The following is a 635-nucleotide window of genomic DNA, read 5'->3' as shown; positions in this document are numbered from 1 at the left end:
GAGGAAGTGATCGATCATGCGGGCGACCGTGTGGCACGGCAAGCACGACGTACGGGTCGAGACCGTGCCCGACCCCCGGATCGAAGAGCCGACCGACGCGGTGGTGCGCATGACGTCCACCGGCCTGTGCGGATCGGACCTGCACCTGTACGAGGTCCTCGCCCCGTTCATGACGCCCGGCGACATCCTGGGGCACGAACCCATGGGCATCGTCGAGGAGACCGGCTCCGAGGTGGACAACCTGGCGCCCGGCGACCGCGTCGTGGTGCCGTTCCAGATCGCCTGCGGCACCTGCTACATGTGCCGCGAGGGGCTGCCGACGCAGTGCGAGACGACCCAGGTCACCGAGTACGGCTGCGGGGCGGAGCTCTTCGGCTACACCAAGCTCTACGGGCGTGTCCCCGGGGCCCAAGCGGAGTACCTACGGGTGCCGCAGGCGCAGTTCGGCCCGATCAAGGTTCCGGACGGGCCGCCCGACGACCGGTACGTCTACCTCTCCGACGTCCTGCCCACGGCCTGGCAGGCGGTGAAGTACGCCGACGTCCCCCAGGGCGGCAGCGTGGTCGTCCTGGGACTGGGGCCGATCGGCGACATGTGCTGCCGCGTCGCCCGCCACCTGGGCGCGGGCAAGGTCA

Annotated in this window: 1 protein-coding gene; it reads left to right on the top strand. The window is 70.4% G+C overall.

The window, feature by feature from the left end; all coding sequences use genetic code 11:
• Positions 1-16: 16 nt before the first annotated feature.
• Positions 17-635, top strand: a 619-nt coding sequence (locus PV341_RS45225; protein WP_500361078.1) for an alcohol dehydrogenase catalytic domain-containing protein, incomplete at its 3' end; no start/stop codon positions are given.

The sequence above is a fragment of the Streptomyces sp. PA03-1a genome, from assembly GCF_033792805.1.
Lineage (GTDB): Bacteria > Actinomycetota > Actinomycetes > Streptomycetales > Streptomycetaceae > Actinacidiphila.
Note: the sequence above shows the minus strand (reverse complement) of the source record. Positions and strands in the feature narration are given on the sequence as shown.